27 protein-coding genes are annotated in these 25,046 nt (G+C 42.2%); 1 reads left to right on the top strand and 26 read right to left on the bottom strand.

What is annotated here, in order from left to right; translation table 11 throughout:
• Window positions 1-41 precede the first annotated feature (41 nt).
• The 20 genes from trmD to ASG46_RS12275 all read right to left on the bottom strand — a co-directional run bounded on the left by trmD (window position 42) and on the right by ASG46_RS12275 (window position 19,375).
• Window positions 42-776, bottom strand: a complete 735-nt coding sequence (trmD, locus tag ASG46_RS12370; protein WP_007499635.1) for a tRNA (guanosine(37)-N1)-methyltransferase TrmD — start codon at window positions 774-776, stop codon at window positions 42-44.
• A complete protein-coding gene (gene rimM / locus ASG46_RS12365; protein WP_008344836.1) occupies window positions 773-1,297 on the bottom strand; it encodes a ribosome maturation factor RimM in 525 nt (174 codons plus the stop codon). Before rimM ends, trmD begins: the two co-directional genes overlap by 4 nt.
• Before the next feature lie 8 nt (window positions 1,298-1,305).
• On the bottom strand, window positions 1,306-1,692 hold the full coding sequence (locus ASG46_RS12360; protein ID WP_008344839.1) for a YlqD family protein: 387 nt from the start codon (window positions 1,690-1,692) through the stop codon (window positions 1,306-1,308).
• Between the two features lie 103 nt (window positions 1,693-1,795).
• Complete coding sequence (locus ASG46_RS12355; protein ID WP_012009937.1) at window positions 1,796-2,041, bottom strand: KH domain-containing protein; 246 nt, start codon at window positions 2,039-2,041, stop codon at window positions 1,796-1,798.
• Window positions 2,041-2,313 carry a 30S ribosomal protein S16 gene (rpsP, locus tag ASG46_RS12350; RefSeq protein ID WP_008344841.1) on the bottom strand — a complete coding sequence of 91 codons (273 nt, stop codon included), beginning with the start codon at window positions 2,311-2,313 and terminating at the stop codon, window positions 2,041-2,043. Before rpsP ends, ASG46_RS12355 begins: the two co-directional genes overlap by 1 nt.
• Window positions 2,314-2,418: 105 nt before the next feature.
• Window positions 2,419-3,762 (bottom strand): signal recognition particle protein, encoded by a 1,344-nt coding sequence (ffh, locus tag ASG46_RS12345; RefSeq protein ID WP_008344842.1) that lies wholly within the window; start codon window positions 3,760-3,762, stop codon window positions 2,419-2,421.
• A gap of 13 nt (window positions 3,763-3,775) precedes the next feature.
• Window positions 3,776-4,108 carry a putative DNA-binding protein gene (locus ASG46_RS12340; RefSeq protein ID WP_008344844.1) on the bottom strand — a complete coding sequence of 111 codons (333 nt, stop codon included), beginning with the start codon at window positions 4,106-4,108 and terminating at the stop codon, window positions 3,776-3,778.
• Between the two features lie 141 nt (window positions 4,109-4,249).
• A complete protein-coding gene (ftsY, locus tag ASG46_RS12335; RefSeq protein ID WP_017359097.1) occupies window positions 4,250-5,236 on the bottom strand; it encodes a signal recognition particle-docking protein FtsY in 987 nt (328 codons plus the stop codon).
• A gap of 21 nt (window positions 5,237-5,257) precedes the next feature.
• Window positions 5,258-8,818 carry a chromosome segregation protein SMC gene (gene smc / locus ASG46_RS12330; protein WP_056704720.1) on the bottom strand — a complete coding sequence of 1,187 codons (3,561 nt, stop codon included), beginning with the start codon at window positions 8,816-8,818 and terminating at the stop codon, window positions 5,258-5,260.
• A 105-nt stretch (window positions 8,819-8,923) separates the two neighbouring features.
• Window positions 8,924-9,667 (bottom strand): ribonuclease III, encoded by a 744-nt coding sequence (gene rnc / locus ASG46_RS12325; protein WP_008344850.1) that lies wholly within the window; start codon window positions 9,665-9,667, stop codon window positions 8,924-8,926.
• Between the two features lie 184 nt (window positions 9,668-9,851).
• A complete protein-coding gene (gene acpP, locus ASG46_RS12320; RefSeq protein WP_008344853.1) occupies window positions 9,852-10,085 on the bottom strand; it encodes an acyl carrier protein in 234 nt (77 codons plus the stop codon).
• Window positions 10,086-10,166: 81 nt separating this feature from the next.
• Window positions 10,167-10,910, bottom strand: coding sequence for a 3-oxoacyl-[acyl-carrier-protein] reductase (gene fabG, locus ASG46_RS12315; RefSeq protein WP_008344855.1), 744 nt, complete (start codon window positions 10,908-10,910; stop codon window positions 10,167-10,169).
• Window positions 10,910-11,854, bottom strand: a complete 945-nt coding sequence (gene fabD / locus ASG46_RS12310) for an ACP S-malonyltransferase (protein ID WP_041090537.1) — start codon at window positions 11,852-11,854, stop codon at window positions 10,910-10,912. The genes fabG and fabD overlap by 1 nt, the downstream gene beginning before the upstream one ends.
• Before the next feature lie 15 nt (window positions 11,855-11,869).
• On the bottom strand, window positions 11,870-12,868 hold the full coding sequence (plsX, locus tag ASG46_RS12305) for a phosphate acyltransferase PlsX (RefSeq protein WP_017359101.1): 999 nt from the start codon (window positions 12,866-12,868) through the stop codon (window positions 11,870-11,872).
• A gap of 15 nt (window positions 12,869-12,883) precedes the next feature.
• A complete protein-coding gene (gene fapR, locus ASG46_RS12300) occupies window positions 12,884-13,450 on the bottom strand; it encodes a transcription factor FapR (RefSeq protein WP_017359102.1) in 567 nt (188 codons plus the stop codon).
• A 112-nt stretch (window positions 13,451-13,562) separates the two neighbouring features.
• On the bottom strand, window positions 13,563-15,611 hold the full coding sequence (gene recG, locus ASG46_RS12295) for an ATP-dependent DNA helicase RecG (RefSeq protein WP_035700728.1): 2,049 nt from the start codon (window positions 15,609-15,611) through the stop codon (window positions 13,563-13,565).
• Window positions 15,589-16,491, bottom strand: coding sequence for an L-serine ammonia-lyase, iron-sulfur-dependent, subunit alpha (gene sdaAA, locus ASG46_RS12290; protein WP_024720342.1), 903 nt, complete (start codon window positions 16,489-16,491; stop codon window positions 15,589-15,591). The genes recG and sdaAA overlap by 23 nt, the downstream gene beginning before the upstream one ends.
• Before the next feature lie 20 nt (window positions 16,492-16,511).
• Window positions 16,512-17,174, bottom strand: a complete 663-nt coding sequence (gene sdaAB, locus ASG46_RS12285; protein WP_017367229.1) for an L-serine ammonia-lyase, iron-sulfur-dependent subunit beta — start codon at window positions 17,172-17,174, stop codon at window positions 16,512-16,514.
• A 149-nt stretch (window positions 17,175-17,323) separates the two neighbouring features.
• The gene (locus ASG46_RS12280) at window positions 17,324-18,997 is read right to left on the bottom strand and encodes a DAK2 domain-containing protein (protein WP_008344868.1); all 1,674 of its coding nucleotides are present in this window, start codon (window positions 18,995-18,997) and stop codon (window positions 17,324-17,326) included.
• 15 nt (window positions 18,998-19,012) lie between these two features.
• Complete coding sequence (locus tag ASG46_RS12275; RefSeq protein WP_008344871.1) at window positions 19,013-19,375, bottom strand: Asp23/Gls24 family envelope stress response protein; 363 nt, start codon at window positions 19,373-19,375, stop codon at window positions 19,013-19,015.
• A 271-nt stretch (window positions 19,376-19,646) separates the two neighbouring features.
• Between ASG46_RS12275 and rpmB the strand changes: the two genes are divergently transcribed.
• Window positions 19,647-19,835 carry a 50S ribosomal protein L28 gene (gene rpmB / locus ASG46_RS12270; RefSeq protein ID WP_003212514.1) on the top strand — a complete coding sequence of 63 codons (189 nt, stop codon included), beginning with the start codon at window positions 19,647-19,649 and terminating at the stop codon, window positions 19,833-19,835.
• Window positions 19,836-19,904: 69 nt separating this feature from the next.
• Here rpmB and spoVM read toward each other — a convergent pair whose 3' ends face one another.
• From spoVM to ASG46_RS12240, 6 genes are all read right to left on the bottom strand, one after another.
• Window positions 19,905-19,985, bottom strand: a complete 81-nt coding sequence (gene spoVM / locus ASG46_RS12265; RefSeq protein WP_008354550.1) for a stage V sporulation protein SpoVM — start codon at window positions 19,983-19,985, stop codon at window positions 19,905-19,907.
• 71 nt (window positions 19,986-20,056) lie between these two features.
• Window positions 20,057-20,701 carry a thiamine diphosphokinase gene (locus ASG46_RS12260; protein WP_017367227.1) on the bottom strand — a complete coding sequence of 215 codons (645 nt, stop codon included), beginning with the start codon at window positions 20,699-20,701 and terminating at the stop codon, window positions 20,057-20,059.
• Between the two features lie 59 nt (window positions 20,702-20,760).
• Window positions 20,761-21,411 (bottom strand): ribulose-phosphate 3-epimerase, encoded by a 651-nt coding sequence (rpe, locus tag ASG46_RS12255; protein ID WP_017367226.1) that lies wholly within the window; start codon window positions 21,409-21,411, stop codon window positions 20,761-20,763.
• Between the two features lie 3 nt (window positions 21,412-21,414).
• Window positions 21,415-22,311: a ribosome small subunit-dependent GTPase A gene (rsgA, locus tag ASG46_RS12250; protein WP_019743292.1), complete on the bottom strand. Its 897-nt coding sequence runs from the start codon at window positions 22,309-22,311 to the stop codon at window positions 21,415-21,417.
• 12 nt (window positions 22,312-22,323) lie between these two features.
• Window positions 22,324-24,279: a Stk1 family PASTA domain-containing Ser/Thr kinase gene (gene pknB / locus ASG46_RS12245; protein ID WP_056704719.1), complete on the bottom strand. Its 1,956-nt coding sequence runs from the start codon at window positions 24,277-24,279 to the stop codon at window positions 22,324-22,326.
• Window positions 24,273-25,043 (bottom strand): Stp1/IreP family PP2C-type Ser/Thr phosphatase, encoded by a 771-nt coding sequence (locus ASG46_RS12240; RefSeq protein WP_007499667.1) that lies wholly within the window; start codon window positions 25,041-25,043, stop codon window positions 24,273-24,275. Before ASG46_RS12240 ends, pknB begins: the two co-directional genes overlap by 7 nt.
• Window positions 25,044-25,046: the final 3 nt, after the last annotated feature.

Below are 25,046 nucleotides of genomic sequence, written 5' to 3'. Positions count from 1 at the left end.
AGTAGTATCATACCACACCTGTATACCTTGTGCAATACAATCTAGTCATTATGAAGCTGCCAAAGCCATCTTTTTTCTTCATCCGTTAATGTTTTGCAAGAATCGATCAAATCTGGCCGTCTTGTATAGGTTCGCTTCAACGATTCTTTACGCCGCCACTCTTCAATTTTGGCATGATTTCCAGAGAGAAGCACATCTGGTACTTTCAATCCTTTATAATCAGCTGGTCTTGTATAGTGCGGATGCTCAAGCAGACCTGTACTAAATGAATCTTCGATATGAGACGCTTCTTTTCCAAGCACATGAGGCAAAAGCCTGACCACACTGTCTGCAATCATCATCGCCGGCAGCTCTCCGCCTGTGAGAACGAAATCTCCGATTGAGATTTCATCTGTGACAAGATGCTCCCTGATGCGCTCATCGTAGCCTTCATAGTGGCCGCAAATGAACATAAGATGCTCTTCTTTTGCAAGCTCTTCTGCTTTCTTTTGTGTATATCTTTCTCCTTGAGGACAGACAAGAATAATGCGGGGCTTCTTGTTTGCTTTTTTCGTTAAATCTTCTACCGCATCAAATACTGGCTGTGCTTTCAGAACCATGCCAGCACCGCCGCCATACGGATAGTCATCCACTGTTTTATGTTTATGATCGGAATACTCCCTAAAATTCACGACATCAAATGAGACCGCATCTTTTTCCTGAGCTTTTTTTAAGATCGATGAGTGAAGCACCCCTTCAAACATTTCAGGAAACAGTGTTAAAAAGTCAATTTTCATTCGTCAATGAGTCCTTCCATCACTTCAATGTGTACTTTCTTGGATGAAATATCAACTGTTTTGACGACAGATGGAATATAAGGGATGAGGGCATCTTTTTTGCCTTTTCTTCCAACCACCCATACATCATTTGCCCCTGGTGTTAAAACTTCTTTGATTTGACCAATCAGTTTGTCCTCTTCATCATATACTTCACAGCCGATGATTTCGTGGAAATAGAATTCCCCTTCATCTAATGAACCAAGATGTTCTTTTTCTACTTTTAAAATCGACTCTTTTAATTGCTCAGCTTCATTTAACGAGCCGACTTCTTCAAATGTCAGTAAATCAAATTGTTTGTGCTGTCTATGTGATGCGACAGTCACTTTTAGCGGTTCTTTTTGATTTTGTTTGAAAATATAAAGGACGCTGCCTTTTTTGTAGCGTTCTTCTGGGAAATCAGTCTTTGACACAACACGTACTTCTCCGCGCACTCCATGTGTATTGACGATCTTTCCGACATTCAACCATTCTAGCTCCATGTTCTCAATCACCCCTGACGTATTTCCACAATGGTGCCGTCTTTCACGACGATGACATTGTCTTGCATTTTGTCATCCCATTTATCACCTATTTTTACTTCAATCAGCGCATCCACTTCTGTTTCTTTCATTTCACTGCCAAGAGGCAAGATATGCAGCTGCTCGACTTGAAAATCAATTTGCCTCATTTTCTCTTGTCTTTTTTCAATGGCTTTTTGAAATTGAGGGATGGCTTCTTGCTGATGTGGTTCTTTTTCATGCTTTTTTAGTTGAAAATATAGTTGATTGCATTCACGTTCTAGTCTTTCTTTTTTCTCCAAAAAAGTCGTTAACAGTTTGTCCTTACTGCTTTCAGTTAATACTTGCATGACGGTGACATGTTGAATGATCTGCATCTTCCTTTTTGTCCCCCTATCCGAAGGCATTTGTCCTCTACAGTATAACGAAAAATAGATTTAAACGTGTAAAAAAAGGGGAGGTCCTAAGCCCTCTCCCTTTTTAGTCAGCAATCTCAAGTTGAACTTTCTTAGAAGACTCTGCACTTGCTGCAAACATGACTGTTCGTATCGCTTTAGCTGTACGCCCCTGCTTTCCGATCACTTTTCCGGTATCTTCAGCATTGACAGACAGTGTGTAAATGACCTGCTCATCTTTTTCTAATGAAGATACGTGAATATCTTCAGGGAAATCAACAAGTGGCTCGACGATGGACACAATCAATTCTTCCAAGGACAGCTCATTCATTATTTGCTGTTTTTCGCATTATGAAATTTTTCAAGAATTCCTTGGCTTGAGAAAAGGTTACGAACTGTATCAGATGGTTTCGCACCATTTTGAAGCCATTTAAGCGCTAATTCTTCGTTGATTTTCACCTCAGCTGGTGATACCACTGGGTTGTAAGTTCCAACTGTTTCGATGAAACGACCGTCACGTGGTGAACGAGAATCTGCTACAACAATACGATAGAAAGGAGATTTTTTTGCTCCCATACGTTTTAAACGAATTTTTACTGCCATTTTACTAGCACCTCCGAAAATATTTCAACAAGATAGTATATTAACAATGATAAAAGGGTTTGTAAAGTGTTTTTTCTTAACAACGGTTTTATCATGTATAACCAATTACATAAATGGTAATTTAAAGCCGCCTTTTTTCTTTCCTTTGGACATGTTGGTCATTTGCTTCATCATCTTTTTCATTTCGTCAAATTGTTTTAAAAGGCGATTGACTTCCTGTACAGATGTTCCGCTTCCTTTTGCAATCCGTTTTCTGCGGCTTGCATTGATGACCTCTGGCTGTTCTTTTTCTTCGGTCGTCATTGATTTAATAATCGCTTCGATGTGATTGAGCTGCTTTTCGTCTACTTGGACGTTTTTGAGCCCTTTCATTTTACCGGCTCCCGGCATCATTTGAATCAGTTCATCAAGTGGACCCATGTTGCGAACCTGCCCAAGCTGCTCGAGGAAATCATCGAGCGTGAAGCTCATTGTCCGCATTTTTTGTTCAAGCTCTTTCGCTTTATCTTGGTCAACGTTTGCTTGTGCTTTTTCAATAAGCGTGAGCACATCTCCCATGCCAAGAATTCTCGATGCCATCCGCTCCGGGTGGAATGGTTCAATTGCATCAAGCTTTTCACCTAGTGCGGCGAATTTAATCGGCGTATTTGTGACTGCACGAATTGAAAGTGCTGCCCCGCCTCGCGTATCACCGTCTAGTTTTGTCAGAACGACACCTGTTAAACCAAGCTGTTCATTAAAGCTTTTTGCGACATTGACAGCATCTTGACCAGTCATCGAGTCAACAACGAGGAAAATCTCTTCTGGATTTGCGACTTCTTTTACTTTCTGAAGTTCATCCATTAAGTCTTCATCAATATGAAGACGTCCTGCTGTATCTAAAATGACATAATCATGATGTTCTTCTTTCGCTTTTTCAATTGCCTGTTTGGCAATTTCGACAGGACTAACTTGATCACCTAATGAGAATACGGGCATATCAAGCTGTTTCCCAAGCGTTTGAAGCTGCTGGATCGCTGCTGGTCTGTAAATATCAGCAGCCACCATCATCGGCTTGCGATTATGTTTTTTGCGAAGTAAGTTGGCAAGCTTTCCAGTTGTGGTCGTTTTACCTGCCCCTTGAAGACCAACCATCATAATGACAGTTGGAGATTTTTTCGCTACAGCGATTTTACTCTCTTCCCCGCCCATTAATTCAGTGAGTTCTTCTTTTACAACTTTAATGACCTGTTGTCCTGGGGTAAGACTTTGCATGACCTCTTGTCCAACTGCCCGCTCGCTTACTTTTTTCACAAAGTCTTTGACTACTTTAAAATTGACGTCAGCTTCAAGAAGGGCAAGGCGTACCTCGCGCATCATTTCTTTTACATCTTGCTCTGACACTTTTCCTTTGCCGCGGATTTTTGAAATCGTCTGCTGCAGTCGGTCGGCTAATCCTTCAAATGCCATACTGTGCCGCCTCCTAATCTAATTTCTCAAGCGATTCAATTAAAGCTTCTGCTTCTTCCTTTTGCGCGGAATCTGCTACAAGCTCTCTCATTTTTGTGAGAAGTTCTTTACGCTCTTTAAATTTCTTAAACAAGAGCAGCTTTTCTTCATATTGTTCAAGCATCGCTTCAGTCCGTTTAATATTATCATAAACAGCCTGTCTTGATACTTCATATTCATCCGCAATTTCACCGAGGGAAAAATCGTCTAGGTAGTAAAGCGACATGTAGCTCTTTTGTTTTGCGGTCAACAACGATTGATAGAAATCAAACAAGTAGTTCATTCTCGTTGTCTTTTCAAGCGTCATGGGCTCTCTCCCCTTTGTTAAGTTCATTCCCTTTACAACAACTAAGTTTACACGGTTCTGATCTATGTGTCAAGTTTTTATCTTGTCACTTCCTGCGGCGACATATAAATAAAAATGCCGGCAATTTTGCCGGCATCTTGATTAGTCTTCTTGATCAATCATGTCTGAGAATAATCCGTACACATACGATTCAGCATCGAACTCTTGCAGATCGTCTACTTTTTCACCTAGTCCGACAAGTTTTACAGGGATGTTGAGCTCATTGCGAATGGCAAGAACAATCCCGCCTTTTGCAGTACCGTCAAGCTTTGTTAAAGCAATACCTGTCACGTTTGTTGCTTTAGAAAATTCCTTCGCTTGCGCCATCGCATTTTGACCCGTTGTCGCATCAAGGGCAAGCAGTACTTCGTGCGGTGCATCGGGCACTTCGCGTTCAATGACTCTCTTGACCTTCTCTAGCTCTTTCATCAAGTTGACTTTGTTTTGCAGTCTGCCTGCTGTATCACAGATCAAGACATCTGCTTTTTTGGCTTTAGCTGATTGAACGGCATCATAGATGACCGCTGCCGGGTCAGAGCCTGCTGTTTGTTTAACGACAGGAACACCAGAGCGCTCGCCCCATACTTCAAGCTGCTCAATCGCCCCCGCACGGAACGTATCACCTGCTGCTAAAATGACGGATTTCCCTTCATTTTTTAGCTTGTTTGCCAGCTTACCAATGGTTGTGGTTTTACCGACACCGTTCACGCCTACGAATAAAATAATATTTAAACGGCCGTCTTCAATGTTCAGTTCAGAAATTTGTTCCTCACCGCTATTGTAAATCTCCACGAGTTTTTCAGAGATGACTGCTTGTACTTCACTTGGGTCTTGAATGTTTCTTAATTTCACTTCTTTTTTCAGCTCATCAATCAGTTCCATCACAGTCGTGAAACCAACATCCGCACCGATTAACACTTCTTCTAGTTCTTCAAAAAAGTCTTCATCCACTTTACGATAGCGAGAAATGAGTTCATTTACTTTTCCCTGAAACGAATTTCTCGTTTTTTCAAGTCCATCTTTAAACTTTTCTGATACTGAATCGGTTTGCTGCGTAAATTTTTCTTTTAATTTCTTAAAAAAGCTCATGGGTTCAAAAACCTCCTTTAATTACTGGACAAGCTCTTTCGTTTCCTCTAGTTTGACAGATACCAGTTTTGAGACACCTGACTCCTGCATCGTGACACCGTACAGAACATCTGCTTCTTCCATGGTTCCTTTTCGGTGTGTAATCACAATGAACTGTGTTTCTTGGCTGTATTTCTTTAAATACTGGGCAAAGCGGAACACATTCGCTTCATCAAGTGCCGCTTCTACCTCATCTAGCACACAGAATGGAACAGGTCTCACTTTTAAGATCGAGAATAATAAAGCGATGGCTGTTAATGCTCTTTCTCCGCCTGAAAGCAGGCTTAGATTTTGCAGCTTTTTCCCCGGCGGCTGCGCCACAATATCGACGCCTGAGTTTAGTAAATCGTTTGGATCTGTGAGCTTAAGGTCTGCTCTTCCTCCGCCAAATAATGCTTGGAAAACAGATTCAAAATGCCCGCGGATTTGAGAGAATGTCTCAGAGAAACGTTTCGTCATCTCCTGATCCATTTCTTCAATGACTTGGAATAACGTATTTTTCGCTTCTGTCAGATCATTGCGCTGTTCAGTTAAGAAGAGATAACGTTCATTCACACGTTCATACTCGTCAATGCTGCCTAAGTTCACTGTTCCAAGCTCTTCAATGGCTAGTTTGATCAATTTTACGCGTTTTCTTGCTTCATCCGGCGATAGCGTCAGATGATACATTTCTTTTGCTCCTTCAAACGAAAGGGCATACTCTTCGTTTAAGTAGGCGATGAGGTTATCAAGTTCAACTTCCATGCGGCCAAGCTTGATTTCTTCATCTTTTAAGCTTGTCGTGAGCTGTTTATACAGGCGTTTTTGCTCTTTTAGTTCACGTTCTGCGAATTCTAATGTTTCAGAAAGAGCCAGGCGCTGTTTCCGTCGCTCTGAGATAAGCGCTGTCGTTTTATTTTTATGTTCCAGTTTCTCTTTTGCCGCTTCTTCCAGTTGTTCGGCGCCGCTTGAGCTGGATGACATTTCACTTGTTAAGAGAGACAAATCTTCTTTTGTTTCCGTCAGCGTCTTTTCAGCCTCTTCTAATTCAGCCGTTAAGCTCGACAGTTTTTCTTGTTCATTTGCTAAAGACTGCTCTTTTTTGGCAAGCGAGATTTTCAGCTCTGTTAATTCGGAAGAAATGGTTTCTTTCGTTGAGCTTTGGGTCTGCTTCCGTTTTGTTAACGTGTTGATCTCTTCGTCAAGAGAGGTCAGTTTCTCACCTATAGATGTTTCAAGGGCTGCCTGCTCTTTGTCCTTGCTCGCAAGTTCGCTAGAGCGCTGCTGCAACTCTGCTTTTTCTTGATCATAGAGCTCTAGATGAGCGTTAATATTTTTTTCAGCTACTTGCAGTTCATATAATGTCCCTTTTAACTCTTGCTGCTTTTCTCGAAGCATTTCGCCGCGCTGACGCAATTCATTTAATTGGACTTCGCTTTCGGCAATCGATTGCTTCGTTTCTTTTGTTTCTTTTTCAAGGATCGTTGTTTTTTCTTCCATTTCAACGAGCTGCTTTGTTAATGTTTCAATCTCTCGGTTTCTGGACAGGAGGGAATTGTTCTTTTTCTTTACGCCTCCCCCAGTCATTGAACCGCCTGGGTTCACCACGTCCCCATCAAGGGTCACGATACGATAACGATGTCCAAGCATTTTCGCTAGCTCATTGGCACCTTTTAAGTCTTTCACGATTAGGACTGTTCCAAGCAAATTCCGAATGACTTTTTCATACTTTTCATCAAAGGAAACGAGCTGACTCGCTACGCCGATAAATGCGTCATGCTGCTCAGCTGTTTGAATATCTCTGAACTGAATGGTTCGTTCTTTGATGACGTTCATCGGCAGGAAGGTCGCACGCCCAAAGGAATGCTGCTTTAAGTATCCAATGGCCTGTCTGGCAGCCGCTTCATTTTCAGTAACGACATGCTGCGTGGCTGCGCCAAGTGCAATTTCAATCGCTGTTTCATGTTGCTGCTCTGTTTGAATCAGCTCTGCAATCGCCCCGTGAATACCGCCTAACCGATCCTTTGCCTTTAAAACCTCTTTCACTCCTTGGAAAAATCCTGAGAAGTCTTCCTGCATGGATTCAAGCATTTCTTTTTTAGATTTTGCCTGCTGTACATATTGATAGGCTTGGTAAAGAGCCGTTTCTTTTTTCTCGTATTGACGTTTCATCTGCTCTAGCTTTTGTTCCGCTTCTCTAAAGCGTTTCACCTGAGCCAAAATGTCTTCTTCTCGTTCTGAAAGTTGCTTCTCGGCTTCTGTTTTCTTTTCCTTCACAGACACCCGTTCTTCGATATGTTTCTGATTATTTTGCGTTAACCGCTCTAGCTGCAAGGCTGCTTGGCGCTGCTGTTCTTCTAGTAATGTACGTTCGTTTCGGATAGAAGCTTGCTCGTTTAATAGGTCAAAATAATCGCTTTTCAGCTGTTCAATTTGCCCTTCCACATCTTCACTATGAAGGGTCAGCTGATGCTGTTTTGTTTTCACTTCATCTTTTAGCTGCTGCACTTCTGTTTGCAGGCTGTCACGTGTGACTTTCTGCTGTTCAATCTTTTCCGTTAATAACGACTGTTTTTCGGTTAAACGCACGAGCGTGTCTTCTAGCTGCCCTTGGTTAGCGGCCGCATTTTTTTTCCGTTCTTTTAGAACTTCTTTTTTCCCTTCAAGCTTTTCTAGTTCTTCACTTGTGAAAAGGAGGACTTCTTGGAGGTCATGAATCGAATCGTCAAGTGCCTGAATACGGTCTCTCGATTCTTCGATTTTGGCTTCCTTCGCTTGAATGTCTGTAGACTGCTTCATTTCATCTTGTTTGAACCGCTCGACAGCTTCACCAAGTGTTGTCCATTTTTTGTGTAGTGCTTCAATATCATGGACGGTGAGAGCAATTTCTACATTTTCAAGTTCTTCTTTCTTTTGCAGATAGTCTTTTGCAATAGATGCCTGCATTCTTAGTGGTTCTACTTGATCTTCTAGTTCATGCAGAATATCTTCCACCCGGTTTAAGTTGTCCTGCGTTTCAAACAGTTTATTCTCGGCTTTTTTCTTTCTTGTTTTATATTTCAGGACACCCGCTGCTTCTTCAAAGATGCTACGTCTTTCTTCAGCTTTACTCGATAGAATCTCTTCTACCTTACCTTGGCTGATGATCGAAAAAGCTTCTTTTCCAAGACCTGAATCCATGAAAAGATCAATAATATCCTTTAAGCGGACAGATTGATTGTTAATGAGAAATTCACTTTCTCCAGAACGATAGACTCTTCTTGTCACACTGACTTCGTGAAAATCGATCGGCAAAAAGTGATCTTCGTTATCGAGCGTTAATGTCACTTCTGCTAAGTTGACTCGTTTTCTTGAGTCACTTCCTGCAAAAATGATGTCTTCCATTTTTCCTCCGCGGAGGCTTTTTGCTGATTGCTCTCCAAGTACCCAGCGGATCGCATCAGTAATATTACTTTTGCCGCTTCCGTTTGGTCCAACAACAGCTGTAACCCCTTTGACAAAGTCTACAGTCACCCGCTGTGCGAAAGATTTGAATCCTATCACGTCTAAACGTTTGAGGAACATGAGAGTGATCCTCCTTATGTATTTAAAGTACTATTATCTTACCATATGAACTGAAAAAAGATGATGGAAAACAGAGTGAAATCCCCCTGAATCACGAGGGGGATTTTATTGGTTCATATGATGTTTCTGTAATTTAGCAAGTGCTTCCTGTGCAGCATGCTGTTCCGCTTCTTTTTTTGAACGGCCATTTCCAATTCCGAGCACTTCTCCTCTAAGGGATACATTGGCTTCAAATTCCCGGTTATGTGCTGGACCTTTTTCATGCAGGATTCGGTATTCAAGTACACCTTTTCCATCTCGCTGAACAAATTCTTGAAGCTGGCTTTTAAAGTCCATGACATGTGAGAATGCCCCGTCATTAATTTTCGGGTATACATAGGCTTCTAGGAATCGTTCAACAGGCTCAAGTCCTTGATCTAAATAAAGCGCTCCGATAAACGCCTCAAATACGTCTGCTAAGAGTGCTGGGCGTTTTCTGCCGCCTGTCATTTCTTCCCCTTTTCCTAAAAGAACAAGGTCTCCAAAGGACAGCTCATGTGCTAATGACACAAGTGATGGCTCACATACGATCGCCGCTCTCAGTTTTGTTAAATCTCCCTCGCTCATGGCTGGGTACTTTGCAAATAAGAACTGTGAGATCGTCAATTCTAAAACAGCGTCCCCTAAAAATTCAAGTCTTTCATTATCCTCATAAGGTTTTTTCCTATGCTCATTCACATAAGAGGAATGTGTAAAGGCTTGATAGAGTAGTTTCTCATTTTTAAAGTGTACAGAAATGCGCTGCTGAAATTCTCTGAATTGCTCTAGTTTTTTGCTCTGTTTCTGTTTGTCTTTATATTGTTTTGGCATAGCAACCTCCAGGTAGGCGTCATCGCCTTTAAGGATACTGATTATATGGAGTCTCTCTTTCTACATGCAAGGAAACCGTGCTCCTTAGCATCTGAAAAAGGCTGACAATTGATCAGCTGAATATGTTGAAACTAACATAAATTTTCAAAGTCCCGCCATGAAAATAGACGGGACTTTGTTACGCTTATTGCTGGTTATTTATGTAGTTCACAGCGTCACCGACTGTTGCAATTTTTTCAGCATCTTCGTCAGAAATTTCCATATCGAACTCATCTTCAAGTTCCATAACTAGCTCAACTACATCAAGGGAATCAGCGCCTAAATCTTCTTTAAATGAAGCTTCCATTTTCACGTCAGCCTCATCAACGCCAAGGCGGTCTACAATAATTTTTGATACACGCTCTAATACGTCTGCCATTGCCTTTCACCTCCCCTCAAAGTATTATAGTTGATTCGTTTTTAAAAAACTAGAGAAAACGTAACGAAATTTTGATATTTCTTAGGACATAACCATTCCGCCATCCACTTGGATGGTTTGGCCTGTAATATAACCTGCTCCTTCTGAAGCTAAAAAGACAACAACGTTGCTTATATCTTCAGGCGCACCAAAGCGTGCGAGCGGGATTTGCTTAAGCATTTCTGTTTGAACATTCTCATCAAGCTTGTCAGTCATATCAGTAGAAATAAAGCCTGGTGCTACGGCATTGACTGTAATATGACGGCTTGCCAGCTCTTTCGCTGTTGTTTTCGTTAAACCGATCACACCAGCTTTTGCTGCAACGTAGTTTGCTTGTCCAGGGTTTCCGCAAACGCCGACAACAGATGCTACATTGATGATTCTTCCGCTGCGCTGTTTCATCATTTGACGTGTCACAGCTTTTGTACAGTTGAAGACACCTTTTAAGTTTATGTTAATGACATCATCCCATTCATTTTCTTTCATTCTCATGAGCAGGTTGTCCTTTGTAATTCCAGCATTATTCACAAGAATGTCGATTGAACCAAATGTATCAACGGCTTGTTTCATTAATGCCTGTACTTCTTCTGCATTTGACACATCCGCTTTGACAGCAAAAGCTTGCTGGCCAAGTGCTTTGATCTCATCGACGACTTCATTTGCTTTTGCTTCGTTGCCTGAATAGTTCACCACAACATTGGCACCTTTTTTCGCCAAATCGATCGCAATCGAACGGCCAATACCGCGTGATGCACCTGTGACAACGGCTGTTTTATTTGTAAGCATCAAGAATCCCCCTTGAGTGTTTGAATAGCTGCTTCAATTGTTGCTTGATCTGATACGGAAATGGTCGTCAGGCGGCGATTGACTTTTTTCACAAGACCTGAGAGCACTTTACCAGGACCAATTTCAATAAATGTTGTCACGCCTAAGTCAATCAGGCGTTCTACACTTTCTTCAAATCGAACAGGAGAATACAATTGTTCAATCAGCTTCGTTTCAATTTCATTACGTGATGTCACGATGTCTGCTGTTACGTTTGAAATCACTGGCGTAGCGGCATCAGAAATGTCTAATTTAGATAATACATCTGTGAATTTTTCAGCTGCTGGTTTCATTAATGCAGAATGGAAAGGTCCACTCACTTCAAGTGGAATTGCACGTTTTGCGCCCTTTTCTTTCGCTTTCTCTGATGCAAGTTCCACACCTTTTGCTGTACCAGAGATGACGATTTGGCCCGGACAGTTTAAGTTCGCGAGTTCTACAAGATGACCGCTTTCTGTCACTTCTTTTGTCACTTCTACAAGCGCTGCTTGGTCTAAGCCAAGAATCGCCGCCATTGCGCCTTCTCCTGCTGGAACGGCTTCATTCATTAATTCGCCGCGCTTTCTCACTGCGAAAACGGCATCATTAAACGAAAGAGCTCCCGCTGCAACAAGGGCTGTATATTCACCCAGACTGTGCCCTGCTGCATAATCTGCTTTGATTCCGCTCTCTTCAAATTTCTTTAAGATCGCGATGCTTGTCGTTAAAAGAGCTGGCTGTGCATTATATGTCAGCGTCAGTTCTTCTGCATCTCCTTCAAAAATCATTGAAGATAAATCAAAACCAAGGGTCTGATCTGCTTCTTCAAACACAGCTTTAGATGCTGCTTCTTGGTCAAATAAATCTTTTCCCATGCCAATTTTTTGAGAGCCTTGGCCTGGGAATAAAAAAGCAATTTTACTCATGCTGCTCTACCTCCATTACGACTCATTCGTGTCTTCTTTTTGAACTTCTTGATGAATGATAGCTGAAACGTCTTTTTTAACGATGTCGCGCGCCTGACGAATGGCATGAAAAATCGCATTTTCATCAGAGGATCCATGCGCTTTAATAACGGGCGCTTTTAAACCAAATAATGCGGCACCACCATATTCGGAGTAATCCATTTTAGATTTCATCTGCATTAATTTTGGCTTCATCATACCTGCTGCTATTTTAGCTGTGAAGCTGGATGTTAAGGTTTCTTTCAGCATTTTAAAAACAGAAAGAGCTGTGCCTTCGATCGTTTTAAGGGCGATATTCCCCGTGAAACCATCTGTGACAACGACATCAGCTACACCCTCTAATAAGTCACGCGATTCTACATTTCCTACGAAATTCAAATCTGATGCTTTTAATAATTCAAAGGTTTTTTTCGTTAAATCGTTGCCTTTTTTATCTTCTGTCCCGACATTTAAAAGTCCAACGCGTGGATTGCTCTTCGGGAAGACATGCTCTGCGTAAATAGATCCCATCATGGCATATTGCACAAGATGCTCTGGCTTTGCATCAACGTTTGCGCCGACATCCAATAATAAGAACCCGCTGCCATCAAGTGTTGGCAACGTCGGAGCAAGTGCTGGTCTGTCAATGCCATCAATTCTGCCTACGATAAACAGGCCTGCTGTCATGAGTGCCCCAGTATTTCCAGCTGAAATACATGCATCTGCTCTTCCTTCTGAAACTTCCTGCGCCATTTTCACCATAGAAGAATCCTTTTTACGTCTCACTGCACGCACTGGCTCATCCGTTGGTTCAATGACTTCTTTTGCATCTAAGATCGTGATGCGTTCATGATTTGTTATGTATGATTTGATCTTGCTTTCATCGCCGACTAGTGTAATCTCGATATCTGAAAATGCTTCTAAGCTTTTTTGCACACCGTCAATAATGGCTTTAGGGGCATGATCTCCCCCCATTGCATCGACTGCAATTCTCATGTTATGTGCCACCTTTTACTTTTGTTTTGAGCGATACATGACGAAATCGCCTGAGAAGACAACTTCCTCACCTACATAGCTGTTTACTTCAACTACGGTTCTGCCTTTTTCTTTATCATGTGAGGCAACTTTGGCTTTTGAGACGACTCTTTCGCCTTGTTTGACCTGCCTTGTAAACTTAATATTTGCTTTTGCTGTCAAAGCCAGTTCATCGTCGATGACGGCTACTGCCAGCGAATTTGCCTGGGCAAAAAGATGATGTCCCCTGGCAATTTGGTTACGGCTGAATACATGCTCTTTTCTCACTTCAAAAATGGAAATCGCTTGATCATCAAGCTCTACATCAATCATTTCTCCAATGACTTCATCCAGCGGAAGAGACTTCACTTCATCCTCTAATGTCTTTTCGGCCACGTGCTTAATTCGTTCGCGTAATTCAGGGATTGATAGCTCCAAACGGTCAAGACGAACCGTTTGAATGCTTACACCGAATTTACTTGCCAATTCTTCATCAGTAATGAACGGAGTCGAGCTGATCGTTTGCTGGAGAAGCTTTTGTCGTTCTTTTTTATTTAGTTTCATATGCAGACACCATCCGTACATTTATGACTAGGTACTAATAGTAGTATATAATCTCATAGATGATAAATCAATCCTTGTTTCAAAAAGACAAGAAAATTCCTCCAGCACTTGATCAGCTCAATTTATCTCCGCCAAGCACACCGCTGTCTACGAGTGTTTGCCTAAGTTCTTTGTATTCAGGGTCTGTCCAAAAGGCTTCAGACTGCACGAGCTCTGCCGCATCTTTTCTAGCGGTTTCAAGCGCTCTATAGTCATGAACCATATCTGCCACTTTAAATTCAGGCATTCCGCTTTGTTTCTTGCCAAAGAAGTCGCCAGGGCCTCTTAGTTCTAAGTCCTTTTCAGACAGTTCAAAGCCATCCGTTGTTTCAGACATGATCCGCATGCGTTCTTTACCGGTCTCTGATTTAGGGTCCGCCATTAAAATACAAAAAGATTGATGCTCTCCGCGTCCGACCCTGCCTCTTAACTGATGAAGCTGTGACAGTCCAAAGCGGTCCGCATCATAAATGACCATGATGGTCGCATTCGGCACGTTGACACCAACTTCAACAACTGTCGTTGACACAAGGATTTGCACTTCATTGGAAGTGAAATCTCTCATCACTTGATCTTTTTCATCACTGGCGAGTTTCCCGTGCATTAAGCCGATCGACCATTTTCCGCGATACGCCTCTGTCAGCATGCTGTGAACATCAATCGCATTTTGGACATCCAGTTTGTCTGATTCTTCTATAAGTGGACAAATAATATACGCTTGTCTGCCTTTTCTCAGCTCTTTATCAACAAAAGCAAGAATCCGTTCAAGCATGTCATGCTTCACCCAATACGTTTCAATCTGCTTTCGGCCGGCTGGCAGCTCATCAATGACTGAGACGTCCATTTCTCCAAATACTGTGATGGCAAGCGTTCTTGGAATCGGCGTTGCGGTCATAAACAAAACATCTGGGTCCTGCCCTTTGCTTCGCAGTTTTTTCCGCTGTTCCACGCCGAACCTGTGCTGTTCATCTGTAATAACAAGACCAAGCTGCTGAAATTCCACTTCGTCCTGGATAAGGGCATGCGTGCCGACTAAAATATCAATATCTCCCTCTTTCAGACGTTCAAGCAGTTCTCTGCGGCGCTTTCCTTTCACTGAACTCGTCAAAAGAGCAATATTTAGCCCCCATTTTTCAAATAGCTGATACAGTGAATCGGCATGCTGTTCAGCCAAAATTTCAGTTGGCACCATCAGCGCACCTTGAAAGCCGGATAAATGAGCGGCATAAAGGGCAATTGCCGCTACAGCTGTTTTCCCCGATCCAACATCTCCTTGAAGAAGCCGGTTCATTCGGTACGGGGATGCCATATCTGCCATAATTTCATCCAGCACTCTTGATTGTGCTTTTGTCAGTGGGAACGGCAGGCTATGAACAAACTCAAAGACCGCCTCTTTTGCGAACGGATGCTGGATGCCTGATGTTTTTTCTCGTTCTTTTTTTCTGATCGCTTGCATCTTCAGTTGAAAGATGAGAAATTCCTCGTACACGAAGCGTCGTCTTGCATGCTTGAGCGAGTCTCTCGTTTCAGGGAGATGAATGGTTTTTAGTGCTTCTTGATAAGACATGAGTTTATAAGCAGCTACAAGCTGCTTTGGCAGTGGATCTTCAGCATGGTCTACATAGAGTGACAACGCTTGTTTTACAAATCGTCTCATCATCTTCACGGTTACATTTTCTTTGACTGAATAAACAGGTTCTATACTGCCATCTTGTTCGTGTGTTCCTTTTTTAAATTCCTGCACCATAATGGATTGCCGGTTTTTATCCCACTTCCCTGTGACGGATACCGTATCGCCTAAAACAAGACTTCGTTTTAAATAAGGGCGATTGAAGCATATGGCTGTAATCAAAAAACGACCGACAAGCAGCCTGAATGTCAGCCTGCTTCGTTTTTTTCCATAATAGGTGAGAACGGGCTCACTGTGCACTTTTCCTTCAACTGTGACACGTTCGTCATGTCTGACTTCTTCTAAGTTGCGAAGCTCATAGTCGTCATATCGATAAGGAAAGTAGCCGAGTAAATCGGCTACTGTGTAGATTCCAAGTTCATTTAGTGTTTTTTCTGTTTCTTCTCCAATCCCTTTGAGGGCAGAGATCTTATCTTGCAATTTCTGTATCACGAGATGAGGTCACACCTCCGAAAATCTTCTTTTCAAGCTCCCTTGCTGTCGGTGTTGCAGCAAGTCCGCCTTGTGCAGTCTCACGAAGAGCTGTTGGCATCGTTTGACCAATTTTGTACATCGCATCAATGACTTCATCACAAGGGATGCGGCTTGTAATGCCGGCAAGTGCCATATCTGCTGCAATCATCGCATTAGAAGCCCCCATTGCGTTTCGTTTCACACATGGCACTTCCACAAGTCCTGCGACTGGATCGCAAACAAGACCCAGCATATTTTTTAAGGTGATGGCCATGGCTTCAGCGGATTGCTGCGGCGTACCGCCTGCCATTTCTACAATGGCTGCTGCTGCCATACCTGATGCAGATCCTACTTCTGCCTGACAGCCGCCTGCTGCACCAGAGATACTTGCGTTATTGGCGACAACAAAACCAAATGCACCAGATGTAAATAGGAATCTGACCATTTGTTCCTTTGTTGGCTTTAATGTTTCTTTCACCGCAAAGAGCGTTCCTGGCACAACACCTGCTGAGCCAGCTGTAGGCGTTGCACAGATCGTTCCCATTGCTGCATTCACTTCATTTGTTGCCACTGCCTTACTCACGGCATCTAAAATGGTATGACCAGACAATGTTTTGCCTGATGCGATATATGCTTGAAGTTTCACAGCATCCCCGCCTGTTAAACCAGATAATGATTTCACACCTTTCAGTCCGTTTTCAACGGCCTGTTCCATCACTTCTAGGTTGCGGTACATCTGCGAGAAAATGTCTTCACGTGACTTCCCTGTCACTTCCATTTCTTGAGTAATCATAATTTCTGAAATGGAGGTATTCCGTTCTTCTGTTAGCTGCACGAGTTCTTTGACGTTTTTAAACATCATACATAACCTCCTTGTTGTTACTCTGCAATTTGTGTGACTTGAATAATGTTTGGCAGCGTCTCAAGCTCTGTTAAAACCGCTGGATCAATATTCTGATCCACTTCAATCGTCATGAGTGCTTCTTGCCCGACCTCTTTACGTGCCACTTCCATATGACCAATGTTGATGGCGAATTTCGCTAACACATTGGCAACTGCTGCAATCGTCCCGTAGCGGTCGTTATGAACCACAAGAATGGCCGGATGATTCCCTGAGAGTCTCAGTTCAAAGCCATTTAATTCTGTGATTTCAATTTTACCTCCGCCAATGGAAATGCCGATTAATTCAAGGCTTCCATTCGCATCTGAAATTTCTACTTTTGCTGTATTTGGATGCGCTGGCACCGCATCTTCTTCTTTAAACTCAATATCGATTTCTTTGCTTTTTGCAATATCAATCGCTGTTTTAATTCGTTCATCAAATGTATCAAAGTCAAGAACACCGCCGATAATGGCTACATCTGTCCCGTGTCCTTTATACGTATCTTTAAAAGAACCATAAAACGATACAGTAATTCGTTTCGGTTCTCTTCCGAACAAGCTGCGAGCCACTCTTCCAATACGAGCCGCACCCGCCGTGTGCGAACTTGATGGACCAATCATGACGGGTCCAATAATATCAAACACACTTCTAAATTTCATAGGTCTTCCCCTCTCATCACCAATCACAGATTGGTTTGTTACTCCCTTTAGACTAATGGATTCATTCGATTCCCGCAACTCATTTCACGAATGAACACATAGTAAAAAAATGCAAAAGAAGAAGAAGGGCTTCATGTGCCCTTCTTTCTTTATTCAACAGCCAAAATATATGAATAAAGCGGCTGTTTTCCATCGTGGACTTCAACTTCTACATCTTCAAATGTGTCTTCAATATATGCTTCTAAAGCTTCCATCTCATCAGATGATGCATCTTCCCCTTTGATGATTGTGACAATCTCATCATCTTCTGTCACCATTTGGGTCAAAAGCTCTTTTGCTGCATCTAGTTGATTTTTAGCTGTTAAGGTGATTTTTCCATTGTATAGGCCCATATAGTCGCCTTTGGCAATGTCGATCCCATCAATTTGGGTATCTCTCACTGCAAAGGTAATTTGGCCGCTTTTCACATGATCAATCGCTTCTAACATCGCTGCTTCATTGTCTTCATTTGAAGCTGCTTCATTGAGAGAAAGAAGTGCCGACATTCCTTGAGGAACGGTCTTTGTCGGAATAACAACGACCTCACGACTTGAGACAGTTGCCGCCTGTTTAGCTGCCATGACAATATTAGAATTATTAGGTAAGATAAAGACGGTTTCGGCATGAATGCTATCAATTGCTTTGACAATGTCTTCTGTGCTCGGATTCATTGTCTGTCCGCCTTCAATGACGACGGATGCTCCGATACTTTTAAACAAGTCAGCAATCCCTTCTCCCATTGCGACACTCACTACTCCAAAACGCTGTTTTTCAGCAGCTGTTGCTTTTGGTGTAGCAGGCGAGTGATCTTTTTCTTCATTGACGATCGAGCTATGCTGCTCTCTCATGTTTTCAATTTTCATATTAATCAAGCTGCCGTAGCGCTGTGCATATGATAAGACATCTCCTGGCTGCTCTGCATGAATATGAACTTTTGCAAGCGTATCATCAGATACCACAAGAAGTGAATCTCCGAATTCGCTTAATTCTTCTCTGAAGGCATTTTCGTCAAAGGACTGTTTGTCTTCTTCGAATTTCACCATAAATTCTGTACAATAGCCAAATTCAATATCTTCTGTGTTCATATGGCTTTGTGCACTTTTATGATGCTCTGCACTCACTAATTCTTTTAATGTTGGCAAAGAGGCCGTTTTAGGAGGAAGCTCTTCTCCTCTTAATGAAGCAAGGAAACCTTCATATACACAAAGAAGTCCTTTACCGCCGCTATCTACAACGCCGACTTCTTTTAAAACAGGAAGGAGATCTGGTGTGCGGTCTAGTGATGCTCTTGCTTCCTCAATCGTTAATTCAAGCACACGATCGATTTGGTCTTCTGTTGCTGAAACAGCAACCGCTTTCTTTGCTGCGTCTTTTGCAACCGTTAAGATGGTTCCTTCAATCGGTTTCATGACGGCTTTATATGCTGTATCAACACCGGCCTGCAAGGCAAGCGCAAATTCTTTTGCATCAATTGTTTCTTTTTGTTCTATATTTTTGCTGAAACCTCTGAAGAGCTGAGACAGGATCACACCTGAGTTTCCTCTTGCCCCCATTAACAGCCCTTTTGACAGAGCCACCCCGACCTTACCAATGTGATCGGTATTTGTTTCTTCAACTGCTTTTGCCCCTGAAGTCATTGACAAATTCATATTTGTCCCCGTGTCTCCGTCTGGCACTGGAAAAACATTTAACGCATCAACAATTTGTGCGTTTTGAGAAAGATGGTGAGCACCTGCAAGAATCATTTTTGCAAATGAGCGGCCACCCAGATTTCTAATAGACAATATATTTCCTCCTTACTACGGGTTCGTAACTTTTACTCCTTGTACATAAATGTTGACTGAGTCAACTGAAAGTCCAATCGTGTGATGAATCGTATATTTGACTTTCGTTTGAACATTATGTGCGACTTCTGATATTTTTGTACCGTAGCTGACGATGATGTACATATCAATATGAATGCGATCTTCTTTTTGACGCACAAGAACACCCCGGCTGAAGTTCTCTTTGCGGAGAATATCCGTCAAGCCGTCCTTTATTTGATTTTTGGACGCCATGCCAACAATACCATAGCAATCGATCGCAGCGCCTCCTGCCACCATTGCAATGACTTCATTTGATATATCAATTTGTCCGTATTTCGTTCTAAGTTCAATGGACACATTGGTTCCCCCTTTTTGAGAAATTGCCCTGAGTTATCACTATTTTACTATAAGACCCTTCTTTTTAAAAGAAATCATTCAATCCGACCCAATCCTACTTATACTATAGCCTTGATTTTTTATCAAGATGTCAAGGTATTTTTCTTGAAAGAGGAGTAAACAATCCTTGCAAACCCCTTGAAGCTGTGGTAAATTATTAAAGTATCTTGAGGCATCTCTAAGTACGTATATGAAGAATATGATGATGTTTTCGCAGTTAGGAGGGAAACAAATGGCACGTAAATGCGTTATTACAGGCAGAAAAACAAAAGCTGGGAACAACCGTTCTCACGCAATGAACTCTACAAAACGTACATGGGGCGCGAACCTTCAAAAAGTTCGTATTCTAGTGGACGGTAAGCCTAAAAGAGTATATGTATCAGCTCGAGCTTTGAAATCTGGTAAAGTTGAGCGTGTATAAGCAAGAGTAAACGCCTGCTACATTTAACTGTAGCAGGCGTTTTTATGTGGAAATAAAGGAGAATACTCATTAATCTTTCTTAAATGAACCAAGCATCGCACGGACAATGCCGCCAAGAAATCTAGGCAGTTTGATTGTATAAAATTTCATTTTGTCCCCCTCCTAAAAGTACCGCTTGCAGCACAATTGAGCTTAATCAGCCATCCACATTGATAGGTTGGTCAATCTTTGCTTCTTACCATTATTAATATGCCTTCATGAAAAGAAAAAGTACCATTTGAGTGGATGAGTTCGTTACTAATACATAGTGTGGAACCAGGCTCAATATGACAATTTTTCAGAGGATATTTGAAACCTTTTAATGTCAGCTTTTCAACCGATGTACCGAAGGGCAAAAACGACACATATTTTTTATCCGGGTCTTGTTTGATTTCGTATGTACCAGGTCCAAACATTTGAATGATATTTTGTTTGTCTACAAGGGTCATGCTCTGTTTGTGCTGAATGCCTTTATAAAGGAGATGGATATTCCCAAGAAAATGATCTGCTCTTCCGCCTGTGATACCGTAAATTTGAATATGTGCTGGATTCTGACGCAAAGACCAGTTCAGCGCAAGTTCTAAATCCGTTTCATCTTTCTCTGCCTGAAATAGATTGAGTGCAGGCAATTTCTTTTTCAGTTCATGAAGCTCCTCTTCTGTCACACTATCAAAATCACCAAATGCTCTGTCAGGTACAATGCCATGCTCTAGTAAGAAAAGGGTTCCCCGATCTACGCCGACCCAGAGAATGTCCTCCTCAGATGCTTCATGATCAAGCGGCGGGATGTACGCAAAAGGACCGCCGGCTACGATATGTATGTGCATGATTACGCTCCTCTCCATTGAAAAAGAACCAAAGATCACAATGACTTTGGTTCTTTTTCTTATGCTTCTCGAATGGCCTGAATGGCCGCCGCGCGGTCGTCTTTCCCATATACCGCTGAGCCGGCAACCAGTAGATTAGCGCCTGCTTCTTTGCAGCTCTTTGCTGTCTCTACATTGACACCGCCATCTATTTCAATGAGTAAATCGGTTAAGCCCTTTTGTTCACTAAGTGTCTTTACTTCTTTTACCTTTGAGAGAACAGAAGGAATAAACGCCTGTCCGCCAAAACCAGGGTTCACCGTCATGAATAAGACTAGGTCAACATCCTCTAATACATGCGCGATTTGAGAAACGGGTGTGTGCGGGTTCAAAACGACCCCTGCTTTGACACCTTGTTCTTTTATATGCTGAATCGTGCGATGTAAGTGTGGACACGCCTCGACATGAACAGAAATAATATCAGCGCCCGCTTTTGCAAATGCAGGGATATACTGGTCTGGCTGCTCAATCATTAAGTGAACATCGAGCGGCAGCTTTGTATGCGGCCTGATCGCCTCCACTACATTTGGTCCAAATGTCATATTCGGTACAAAATGACCGTCCATCACATCAATATGAATATAATCCGCACCACCTTGTTCCACATCACGGATATCTTTCTCCAGATTGGCAAAATCGGCTGATAAAATGGATGGGGCAATATAAACCATGATTTAGTACCTCGGCTTTCTGTCTTTAATTTCAGTTAAAAACTCTAAATAATGCTGATAGCGATACTCTCTGATGCGATCGTGTTCTACTGCCTCTTTTACCGCACATCCAGGTTCTTTTACGTGCAAACAGCCTCTAAATTTACATTCTGCACTCTTCTCTCTGATTTCTAAGAAATAGAGCCCTAAATCTTCCGCTTCGATGCCTGTAAATTCAAGTGAGCTGAATCCTGGTGTATCAGCAATGAGCCCTTCAGCCGTTCGAATGAGTTCCACATGTCTTGTTGTATGTTTCCCCCTGCCAAGATGGGAGGAAATATCATTTGTTTTCAGTGCTAAATCAGGACTCATCGCATTTAAGAGAGAAGACTTCCCTACACCTGATTGACCTGCAAATACAGTAATCTTGTGATGGAAATGCGGGGTCAGTTTTTCAATTCCATCCCCTTCGATCGTCGATGTTAAATGAACGTCGTATCCAATTTGGCGATAGTCTTCTGCATAGGCTTGAATCGTTTCTCGCTCTTGGTCTGTTTTCAGCAAGTCCATTTTTGTGATGCAGATAATCGGTTCAATCTGGCTCTCTTCAACAAGCACTAGGAATCTGTCTAAAAGCGATGTACTAAAGGTCGGCTCTGCTGCTGAGAAAACGAGCACAGCTTGATCAACGTTGCTAATAGGCGGCCGAATCAGCTCATTTGTCCGCTCTTTTACTTCCAGCAAATAGCCTTCCTTATCGTTATCTGCTTGATAGACGACATAATCTCCAACAAGAGGGGTTATTTTGTTTTTACGAAAAATCCCTCTCGCTCTACACTGAATTACTTTGCCACTTTCTAGAGACTCATCTAGCACATAATAAAATCCGCTTAATGCTTTAATAATTTTGCCCTCAGGCATAAAGTCCCTCCTTTATTCATCATCAGGGTATTCAATCGTTTTGGAGCTCACTACTTTATCATCCACTGTCACCTGATAGTATCCTTTTTGACCAGGTTCTATCTTAAATTTAATCGTTCGCTCAGTGGGCGCAGTGATTTTAAAGGTTTCATATAAATCAGAAATGCTATGTTCTGCGTCATCAATAGATATTTGAACATTCATTTCTTGTCCTTCTGTTTCTGGTTCATACGGGATCGCAATCTTTTCAGTCACCGTTTTGGCCGGTTTCTCTTTTGGTCCAAGAGAGAACGTAATTTTAACCGTATCACCAGGTTTAACAGCTGTCCCCGCTCCCGGTTCCTGCTTCATGACCTCACCTTTCGGCACATCGTCAGAATATGCTTCTTTTTCATCTAGCTTTAGTCCATTATCCTCTAGATAATTTGATGCGGCCTGTTTACTATACGTCGTTAAATCCCGTAAGGTAATATCGGCAGGGCCTATACTGACGGTCAATGTGACTTCTTCATCTGCTGCGACAAGTTCTGTATTCGCGGAAGGTTTCTGTTCCATGACAATGCCTGATTCTATGTCATTATCATTCACTTCCTCTACAACAACCTGTTTAAACCCTTTTTTCTCTAATAGTTCTTTTGCTTTCTCGACCTTTTCACCTGTTACATCAGGTAATTCGGTTTTTTCTTTACCTGTACTTTGATAAAGCTGAATTTCTGTCCCTTCTTTTACCTTAGTTCCGATTTTCGGGTCTGTTTTGACAACCAGCCCTTTTTCAATCTTCTCGTCGGCAATATCAATGGGTTCAGAAGCGACGGTAAATCCGGCTTTCTTCAAGGTGTCTTCCGCTTTTTCAACCGTCATGCCAGAAACATCGGTCACCTCTACATCCTTTGGAAAGAGTAATCCTGGGAATACCGTGATCGCTAAAATGGTCGCAGCCGTCAAAACAAATAAGATCGACGCTACAATCCACGGCCATTTTTTCCGTTTTTTCTTCGGCTTTTGTTTCTCTTTTTTCTTTGGTTTTTGAACCGGGTGGACGGCTGTTTTTTCATTGTCTTGATCGACTTGATGATCTTTTATAATAGGAATGGCTTTTGTTGCTTCATGATCTTCTTCAATGACAAAGCGCTTTTCTTTTAGTCTTGCAGGGTCAAAAGCCGTTTTTAAGTCTTTTTGCATTTCAGATGCATCTTCGTATCGATAGAATGGATCTTTGGCCATCGCTTTTAAAATGATGTTCTCCACGCTTTGTGGTACAGAAGGATTCCACCTTCTCACAGATGGCGGCTCTGATTGCAAATGCTTCAGTGCGACACTGACAGCGGATTCTCCTTCAAATGGCATGCGTCCTGAAATCAGCTCATAAAGAACAATACCAAGTGAATAAATATCTGACTTTTTCGTTGCAAGACCGCCGCGCGCTTGCTCTGGGGACAAATAATGCACGGAGCCAAGAACAGAATTCGTATGGGTAATCGTCGCTGAGCTAAGTGCCATGGCAATGCCAAAATCAGTGACTTTGATATTCCCCAAGTTGTCTATTAATATATTGTGAGGCTTAATGTCTCGATGGACGAGCTGTTTCGCATGGGCTTCTTCCATCGCCGCAACGACTTGCTCCATAATGCGAACGGCTTCTTTTGGATGAAGCGGTCCATTGGCGTGTATGTATTCTTTCAGCGTCATCCCTTCGACATATTCCATGACAATATAATAAATGTCATCTTCTTCTCCTACATCGTAGATACTGACAATATTCGGATGATCTAAGCTGGCTGCTGATTGCGCTTCTCTCCGGAACCGTCTAATAAAATCATCATCGCTTGCAAAGTCAAACCGTAAAATTTTAATCGCCACTTCGCGATCTAAAATCATATCCTCCGCCAAATAAACGTTGGCCATTCCGCCTCCGCCTATGGCGCGAAGAATTTGATAACGGCCGCTGATCCTTTTTCCGATCAACACTTGCTGTCACCCTCCTCTGTTTGGGAGGAGATTTCTAACAGTACTGCTGTAATGTTATCTTCACCGCCGTTGTCATTCGCTGTTTGAACTAACTCTGTTACTTTTTCATCTGGTGCGGTTGTTTGCGATAAAATCTGAATCAAATGCTCTTCTTCTACTTTATTCGATAATCCGTCTGAGCAAAGCAAAATTTGATCTCCTGGGTCCACTTCAAAAGTTCGTGCATCAATTTGAACGTGTTTATCCGTTCCTAACGCTTTGGTCAGCACATTTTTTCTTGGATGATATTCTGCATCCGCTTTTGAAATCTCTCCTGTTTTCACTAACTCATTCACTAGTGAGTGATCATCTGTTAATTGGGTCAGCGCGCCTTCTCTTAGCAAATAGCAGCGGCTGTCACCAATATGGGCTATTGTGACCGTTTGCAAATGAACAAGCGCACAAACGATGGTCGTCCCCATTCCTTGGCACTCCTCATTGTTTTTCGCATGTTCGTATACTTGGTCATTAATATCGCTAATTTTTGAGATTAACCAATTTTCTTGATCGGCTGGTTTATTTGGAATTGAAGATGTTTGCTGCCAGTATTCTTTTAAAGAAGAAACTGCCATCTTGCTGGCTACATCACCAGCAAGATGACCTCCCATTCCATCTGCTACAACAGCTAGAAGTGTGTCTTCTTTTGCTTCAAAAATACCTGCATCATCTTCATTATGCTGACGGACTTTTCCTGTATCGGTTTGAAAGGCTGCCCTTATCAACATTCG

This window comes from Bacillus sp. Leaf49 (assembly GCF_001426125.1).
Classification (GTDB): Bacteria; Bacillota; Bacilli; order Bacillales; family Bacillaceae; genus Bacillus; species Bacillus altitudinis.
This window is presented reverse-complemented; position numbering and strand designations above follow the sequence as displayed.

Excerpts from the sequence above, each read along its gene's own strand:
- trmD (WP_007499635.1), bottom strand. The coding sequence starts at position 776 with ATGAAAATTGACTTTTTAACACTGTTTCCTGAAATGTTTGAAGGGGTG.
- rimM (WP_008344836.1), bottom strand. The coding sequence starts at position 1,297 with ATGGAGCTAGAATGGTTGAATGTCGGAAAGATCGTCAATACACATGGA.
- rpe (WP_017367226.1), bottom strand. The coding sequence starts at position 21,411 with ATGGTTTATATTGCCCCATCCATTTTATCAGCCGATTTTGCCAATCTG.
- ASG46_RS12355 (WP_012009937.1), bottom strand. The coding sequence starts at position 2,041 with ATGAATGAGCTGTCCTTGGAAGAATTGATTGTGTCCATCGTCGAGCCA.
- fabD (WP_041090537.1), bottom strand. The coding sequence starts at position 11,854 with ATGAGTAAAATTGCTTTTTTATTCCCAGGCCAAGGCTCTCAAAAAATT.
- ASG46_RS12340 (WP_008344844.1), bottom strand. The coding sequence starts at position 4,108 with ATGACGCTTGAAAAGACAACGAGAATGAACTACTTGTTTGATTTCTAT.
- sdaAB (WP_017367229.1), bottom strand. The coding sequence starts at position 17,174 with ATGAAATTTAGAAGTGTGTTTGATATTATTGGACCCGTCATGATTGGT.
- spoVM (WP_008354550.1), bottom strand. The coding sequence starts at position 19,985 with ATGAAATTTTATACAATCAAACTGCCTAGATTTCTTGGCGGCATTGTC.
- rnc (WP_008344850.1), bottom strand. The coding sequence starts at position 9,667 with ATGCCAAAACAATATAAAGACAAACAGAAACAGAGCAAAAAACTAGAG.
- ftsY (WP_017359097.1), bottom strand. The coding sequence starts at position 5,236 with ATGAGCTTTTTTAAGAAATTAAAAGAAAAATTTACGCAGCAAACCGAT.
- ASG46_RS12240 (WP_007499667.1), bottom strand. The coding sequence starts at position 25,043 with ATGTTGATAAGGGCAGCCTTTCAAACCGATACAGGAAAAGTCCGTCAG.
- acpP (WP_008344853.1), bottom strand. The coding sequence starts at position 10,085 with ATGGCAGACGTATTAGAGCGTGTATCAAAAATTATTGTAGACCGCCTT.
- smc (WP_056704720.1), bottom strand. The coding sequence starts at position 8,818 with ATGTTCCTCAAACGTTTAGACGTGATAGGATTCAAATCTTTCGCACAG.
- ASG46_RS12260 (WP_017367227.1), bottom strand. The coding sequence starts at position 20,701 with ATGCACATACATATCGTAGCCGGCGGTCCTTTTGCGTACATCCCGCCG.
- sdaAA (WP_024720342.1), bottom strand. The coding sequence starts at position 16,491 with ATGTTTAAAAACGTCAAAGAACTCGTGCAGCTAACAGAAGAACGGAAT.
- fabG (WP_008344855.1), bottom strand. The coding sequence starts at position 10,910 with ATGCTTACAAATAAAACAGCCGTTGTCACAGGTGCATCACGCGGTATT.
- rsgA (WP_019743292.1), bottom strand. The coding sequence starts at position 22,311 with ATGCCTGAGGGCAAAATTATTAAAGCATTAAGCGGATTTTATTATGTG.
- plsX (WP_017359101.1), bottom strand. The coding sequence starts at position 12,868 with ATGAGAATTGCAGTCGATGCAATGGGGGGAGATCATGCCCCTAAAGCC.
- rpmB (WP_003212514.1), top strand. The coding sequence starts at position 19,647 with ATGGCACGTAAATGCGTTATTACAGGCAGAAAAACAAAAGCTGGGAAC.
- rpsP (WP_008344841.1), bottom strand. The coding sequence starts at position 2,313 with ATGGCAGTAAAAATTCGTTTAAAACGTATGGGAGCAAAAAAATCTCCT.
- fapR (WP_017359102.1), bottom strand. The coding sequence starts at position 13,450 with ATGAAACTAAATAAAAAAGAACGACAAAAGCTTCTCCAGCAAACGATC.
- ASG46_RS12360 (WP_008344839.1), bottom strand. The coding sequence starts at position 1,692 with ATGCAGATCATTCAACATGTCACCGTCATGCAAGTATTAACTGAAAGC.
- ffh (WP_008344842.1), bottom strand. The coding sequence starts at position 3,762 with ATGGCATTTGAAGGATTAGCCGACCGACTGCAGCAGACGATTTCAAAA.